Source organism: Waterburya sp. (assembly GCF_058530065.1).
The window spans coordinates 1-6,333 of the sequence record NZ_JBZNBU010000317.1; the positions used below are offsets into that span (position 1 = coordinate 1).

The following is a 6,333-nucleotide window of genomic DNA, read 5'->3' on the forward strand; positions in this document are numbered from 1 at the left end:
GAGAAAAATAATTACCAGAGCATCGAAGAATATCGCGCTTACAGCAATGCTGCTAGTAAATAGTAAAAGCTAGAAAATCTTAAATATATTGGCAATTGGGGATGGGTTGAAAAAAATCTATCCCTATTTTTGCGAGTTATAGTCATTCCTAATAAGAACCATACGAAAATATGTACTAATTATTGCTCCCTAATCCCTAACCCCTAATCCCTAATCCCCCGGACAAATTACTGGGATAGTACGGAAATTAATTAGAACGACTATATAAGCTCTTTGAGAATACCTCTAACCTTTTTTTCCTAATTAAAATTGCCCAAACAAAGACAAGCCCGAATAAAACTTGCCCGATCTAAATTACAATTACTCCAATTGATTTCAATTAAATTAGATTCATCCAAATTAATTTCAGTCAAGCTAGTTCCCGATAAGTTAACACCAGTTAATATTATTTGAGGGAATTTTCTTTTCCCAGATTGATAATGAGTAATAATATCATTTTTATTTTTTACTTGAAACATAATATATATGTATCTTGAATTTTAGATTAGTACTGCTTTTGCTTGTAAATAAAGATCGATTAAATATAATACATAATTATAATTGTTTTCTTTAAAAATGTCATTAAGCTGTTTAACTAAATCCAGGTAATATATTAATATTAAGCAATGATTCAATACTTAATCAAAAGACTCATAATTGCCATACCAACTTTAGTAATTATTAGTATTATTATATTTACTATTTTAGCTGTAGCTCCTGGAGATCCCTTAAGTGAATTTGCTTCCAATCCATCGATTACAGCTGAGGTTAGAGAAAATATACGCAAATCTTTAGGATTAGATCGACCAATCTATATTCGTTATTTTAAGTGGTTAACTTCATTTATTAGGGGAGATATGGGTTACTCTTTTAATAGTAGAAGTCCCGTGTTTCAACTCATAACTCAAAGATTATTAACTACCTTTTGGGTAGTAGGAATTGCCTATGGAATTGGTTTGGCGATCGCTTTTCCTTTAGGAATTATTTCTGCTCTAAAAAGATATTCCGTGGTCGATAACATAATTACAACAATCGCTTTTCTTGGCTTTTCAATTCCGCCTTTTTTTATGGGCTTGCTGTTTATTATTATCTTTAGCGTCTGGTTGGGCTGGTTTCCTTTTATCTATAACAGCACTCTTCAAGTAAGGGATTGGCAGAGTTTTATCGCTCAAGTTCAACAGTCGATTATGCCGATCGGCGTACTAGCTTTGTATCATGCAGCAATTTTGATGCGCTTTATTCGTTCGGCAGTTTTAGACGAACTAAAGCAAGAATATGTTAAAACAGCTTTAGCTAAAGGATTGAGTAAATTCGATACTATTAAAAATCACGTCTTGCGTAATGCCATGATTCCCGTAGTTACTTTAATCGCTTTAGATATTCCTGCCATTTTTACGGGGGCGTTAGTCACCGAACAAGTATTCCGCGTGCCTGGAATTGGTGCTTTGTTAATCGATTCTATCTATCGCAGCGATACTCCTGTAGTTATGGCGATCGCTTTTATCTATGCAATTTTGATCGTCTTGTTTAATTTAATTGCCGATGTAGTTTATGCTGTCTTAGATCCGAGAGTTAAATATTAAAGGATAGCAATTCTGTTATCTAGACTACGGAGTTGTCATTGCACTAAAGTAAAGAGAGATAATAGCAAATATTAGAAAGGTTGAGAACTAACAGCTTGCTAGTTAGAGATTCGGCAATTCTAAGACACTTTATAAAAATAGATTATGGATTTAATAGCATTAGAAAGTCTCCTAGATAACACCTCTTTTGGGGTATTACTGGCGACTATGTTAATCTACTGGGCTGGGGCAGCTTTTCCTAATTTGCCTTATTTTGCCACTTTGGGAACTATTGGCATGGCAGTAGCCAATCTTAGTATGGCAACTTTGCTAGCTTCTCGTTGGTTGGAAGCTGGTTATTTTCCCCTCAGCAATCTCTACGAATCTTTATTCTTTTTGGCATGGGGAATTACGACAATGCACTTTATCGCCGAACGAATGAGTCGCAGTCGACTAGTAGGAGTAGTTACTAGCCCCGTAGCCATGGGAATTACTGCCTTTGCTGCCCTCAGTTTGCCCGCAGAAATGCAACAGTCTGCACCTTTAGTACCAGCCTTAAAATCTAACTGGCTAATGATGCACGTTAGCGTAATGATGCTCAGTTATTCTACTTTAATGGTGGGTAGCGCGATCGCCATTGGCTTTTTAATTATCACTCGCGGACAAAAAGTAGAACTGAAAGGGAGTTCTGTAGGCACGGGAAGTTTTCGCGATCGCGTCAAACAAAAAACTGTAACAAGTAACCCTGAAAATGCTTATGCCACTAAATATAACACTAGCAATACCGCAGTTCTAGAATTACCTCAAACAGAAACCGTAACTCTTTCTCCCGAACGTTTGAGTTTGGCAGATACTCTAGATAATATTAGCTATCGCGTCATTGGTTTGGGATTCCCTTTACTCACTATTGGCATCATTGCAGGGGGAGTTTGGGCTAACGAAGCTTGGGGTTCTTATTGGAGTTGGGATCCTAAAGAAACTTGGGCATTTATCACTTGGTTGGTATTCGCGGCATATCTCCACGCCAGAATTACTCGCGGTTGGCAAGGAAGAAAACCAGCTATCCTCGCCGCAGTTGGCTTTGTGGTTGTTTGGGTATGCTACCTAGGAGTTAACTTACTAGGTCAAGGTTTGCATTCCTATGGGTGGTTTTTATAATTTGCCACAAATAAATACTTGTGCAAAATTAATTTCATCGTTAGGATTGGGGAAAAGTCAAAGGGAAAGGGTTAAAGGAAATATAAAATGTTTAATTGATTCTGCTTAGGTACTTAATAAACGATTGAATTTTAAGCTGCTTTGAAATAATGCAGCTTTTTTATTTTCCAGAATTTAAAATCTCTTCCCATCTATTTAATTGGAAACGGTGAATCAAAATTTAATTATCGCAACAGCTTCTAAAGACGAGGACGAAACCATAGCACGGCATTTTTATCAACTGTGGTTGGACAACAATATAGATCCTGAAAATATTCAAGACAATTGGCAACAAGATACTCTTGATTTTATTACCTGCGCTCGCAATGAATTGTCCTTCCAAGCTTTTGTCGGCAAAGTAAATAATCAAATAGTTGCTTCCGTTAGCTGCCAATTATTTGCGGGTTTATATCCTTCCCCCTTCAAACCCAACTTTCGACAATACGGTTATATTTGGAATGTTTTTGTTGAGTCTGCTTATCGCCGACAGAAAATAGGCACGAAATTAACTGAAAGGGCAAGCGAATATTTGCGATCGCTGGGCTGTACCCATGCAATTCTTCATGCTTCTCCTTATGGCAAGCCAGTATATGAAAACTTGGGCTTTATTCCCAAAAATGAAATGATTTTAGCTCTTAAACCATAAACCAAAATTCATCCCTGTTTTATAGCCTTGCTAAACGAGAGATGAAACTTTCAAAATTCTTTGATAACTAATTTCCTAGCTCGCTCCACAATGTAGCTTGATGGGGAATAACAATCTCAGCATTATTAGTAGCTGGAGCTTTGGGCTGACTGAGAAAGGCACGAGTGATAGTATAGCCAACTACAAACATAGAAAAGGCTGCCAAAGTAAATCCTAAGGCTGTATCTATGCTAGATACATTTTCATTAGATACTTGCAATTTCATAGATGATAACCTCTGAACAATTACTCGATTGTTTACACTTTGATTATGTCCAGTATTTTGTAACAACAGCTACTTTTGCTGAAAAATTTAATATTTCTTCGCTTTCATTGAAATTAATTTACTAAATACAAAAACTAAGTATATTTACTATTAAATCTTTATTAACTCTTGTCATCCTATTAAAGATTGAGTGAAGCCACTGTTGACTAGAGCTTTTTAATGTCATAAAGGAATAGTCTGATTGTTAGCGGTTATTTTACTATCTCTAATTGATGACGCGCCCTAGTTATTAGCAACAATAAAACCATAATTATCCCCCAAATTCTCTTTCCAGATCGAGTTGCTTGGCTGTTATTACTCAAATACAAAGCATCTCATTTAAGTTAAGGAATAAATTATGTCTAGTTCTTCTCTCGAAATTCAAAACAACGAAAACTTAACCAATGATTCCAGTTCTAACGTCATTGTCGTCAACACTTTAGAAGATGAAAAGAATGGCAAAAATCGGGGCGCGGGATTATCTTTACGAGAAGCAATTGCGATCGCTAATAAAACCGAAGCAGCAGATTTAATTCTGTTCGATCGCAATCTAGCGGGCGGTACAATCGAGCTTTCGGAGGGTGAATTAAGAATTAAAGAATCGGTTACCATTAAAAACCTCACTGGAGAAAATATCGCGATCGATGCCAACGGTGCGGGTAGAGTTTTTAAAATTAATGACGGGAATCAAAATAACTCGATAGATGTCAATCTAGAAAACTTAGATATTACTGGAGGGGAAGTCAACAATAACGATCGCCAGTCCACTGGTGGGGGTATTTTAAATCGAGAAAATTTGACTATTTTGGGAGTCAATCTGGCTCGTAATAGTGCTAGCGAAGGTGGCGGTATTGATAATAAAGGAGTACTCAATGTCTATAATAGTCGCTTAGAAAGTAACGATGCTGAGTTTGGTGGTGCGATCGCCAATCAGGGAGTCGTCAATATCAGCCAAAGTTACATTAACGATAATGGTTTTACAGCGATCGCCAATCAGGGCAAGTTAGATATTATTCGCAGCGAAATCTATGATAACCAAGGCAATCGTGGGGGTGCGATCTTTAACAATGGGGAAGCCAATCTTTCTTATACCAGAGTCTATAATAATTCTGCTTTGGTCGAGGGAGGAGCTATTGTCAATGAGAATGGCAAGCTAACTGTGATTCACAGTGAAATTAACGATAACACTGCCCCAGGTGCAGGGGGTGGAATCTACAATACTTTGGGAGAATTAAACCTATCCTACAGTCGCGTTACTGGCAATACTAGCGATCGCGCTGGAGGGGGAATTTATAACTATAGAGCGATCGCCAATGTCGATAATAGTACGATTGCCGAAAATACTGCCCAATATATTAGCGGTTACTATTCAGGTAGAGTAGCAGGGGGTGGAATCGCGGTAATTTCCTCAACACTTAACTTAACCCAAAGCAATGTTAAGGATAACGAAGGGATATTTGGTGGAGGAATTTATTCTAACTCTGCCACAGTTAATATTGAGAATACTACGGTTAGTGGTAATTATGCTGGTTTTATTGGAGGAGGTTCGTATCACATCCAAACAGAACTAAATCTAACCGATAGCATTATTAGTGGCAATGAAGGCAGCTTCGCTTATGGAGGTATTGGTATCAGCCGATCGACGGCAAAGATCGATCGCACTACTATTAAAGACAATACTGCCATCAGTGTTGGGGGAATTAACGTTGGTACTTCTACCGCCAATATAACCAACAGTACTATTAGGGATAATACAGCTACAGAATTAAACGCGGGAGGAATTAGCGTTGGTAACGCCACTGCTAATATCAGTAATAGCACCATCAGTGGTAATACTGCCGATGACAATGGCGGTGGAATCTATAACAGCCTTTCCGCAGCTACCAATATTAGCAACAGCACCATCAGTGGTAATACTGCCACTAACGGAGGGGGGATTTATCAACGAGAACCTTTATATATTAGTTACGGCAATGGCTATAGTTATAGCGGTACTGTAAATCTCAATAGTACTATTGTAGCGGGCAATACCGACAATAACGATTTAGGTGGCGGAGATTTTATTAATAGCAACGGCAATAATTTAATTGGCAATGCCGAAGGTTTTACCGATTCTTTCAGGGAAGCAGAAGGGGATTTATTGGGCAGTGCAGACAATCCCCTCGAACCCAACTTAGGGGAATTACAAGACAATGGTGGTGTCACAGAAACCCAAGCATTACTAGAAGATAGTATTGCGATCGACGGGGGTAATAATAACCTTAGTTTATCTACAGATCAGCGAGGAGAAGGTTTCGATCGCACTAGTGGTGGCGCGACTGACATTGGTGCTTATGAAGTGCAAACTTCTAACAGTATTTCTGGCACTGATGGCATCGAAGATTTCTTTCTTATTACTGGTAGCATCACTATCTCTAATTTCCAACTTGGAGAAGACAAACTTGTTTTTGGTGACGATCTCGATTTCTACAATTTCGATACCAATTTTTCGGGCATACTCGATGGAGAAGATGAATGGATAACCATTGGCGATAGTAGTACCACCATTGCTCTCGACTCTCAAACGATTATTGTCGAAGGAATCA

The 6,333-nt window shown here is 38.0% G+C and carries 6 protein-coding genes; 4 read left to right on the forward strand and 2 right to left on the reverse strand.

The window, feature by feature from the left end:
* Window positions 1–299: 299 nt before the first annotated feature.
* On the reverse strand, window positions 300–518 hold the full coding sequence (locus tag AC33VI_RS18775) for a pentapeptide repeat-containing protein (RefSeq protein ID WP_491783786.1): 219 nt from the start codon (window positions 516–518) through the stop codon (window positions 300–302).
* A gap of 147 nt (window positions 519–665) precedes the next feature.
* On the opposite strand from AC33VI_RS18775, the gene AC33VI_RS18780 reads away from it, so the two are divergent.
* The 3 genes from AC33VI_RS18780 to AC33VI_RS18790 all read left to right on the forward strand — a co-directional run bounded on the left by AC33VI_RS18780 (window position 666) and on the right by AC33VI_RS18790 (window position 3,444).
* A complete protein-coding gene (locus tag AC33VI_RS18780) occupies window positions 666–1,622 on the forward strand; it encodes an ABC transporter permease (RefSeq protein WP_491783787.1) in 957 nt (318 codons plus the stop codon).
* A gap of 144 nt (window positions 1,623–1,766) precedes the next feature.
* On the forward strand, window positions 1,767–2,759 hold the full coding sequence (gene ccsB / locus AC33VI_RS18785) for a c-type cytochrome biogenesis protein CcsB (protein ID WP_491783788.1): 993 nt from the start codon (window positions 1,767–1,769) through the stop codon (window positions 2,757–2,759).
* Between the two features lie 208 nt (window positions 2,760–2,967).
* Window positions 2,968–3,444: a GNAT family N-acetyltransferase gene (locus tag AC33VI_RS18790; RefSeq protein ID WP_491783789.1), complete on the forward strand. Its 477-nt coding sequence runs from the start codon at window positions 2,968–2,970 to the stop codon at window positions 3,442–3,444.
* A 67-nt stretch (window positions 3,445–3,511) separates the two neighbouring features.
* On the opposite strand, the gene AC33VI_RS18795 is transcribed toward AC33VI_RS18790, so the two are convergent.
* Complete coding sequence (locus AC33VI_RS18795; RefSeq protein WP_491783790.1) at window positions 3,512–3,709, reverse strand: hypothetical protein; 198 nt, start codon at window positions 3,707–3,709, stop codon at window positions 3,512–3,514.
* 397 nt (window positions 3,710–4,106) lie between these two features.
* Here AC33VI_RS18795 and AC33VI_RS18800 point away from each other — a divergent pair.
* Window positions 4,107–6,333 (forward strand): choice-of-anchor Q domain-containing protein (locus AC33VI_RS18800; protein WP_491783791.1); only part of this gene is annotated, 2,227 nt, incomplete at its 3' end.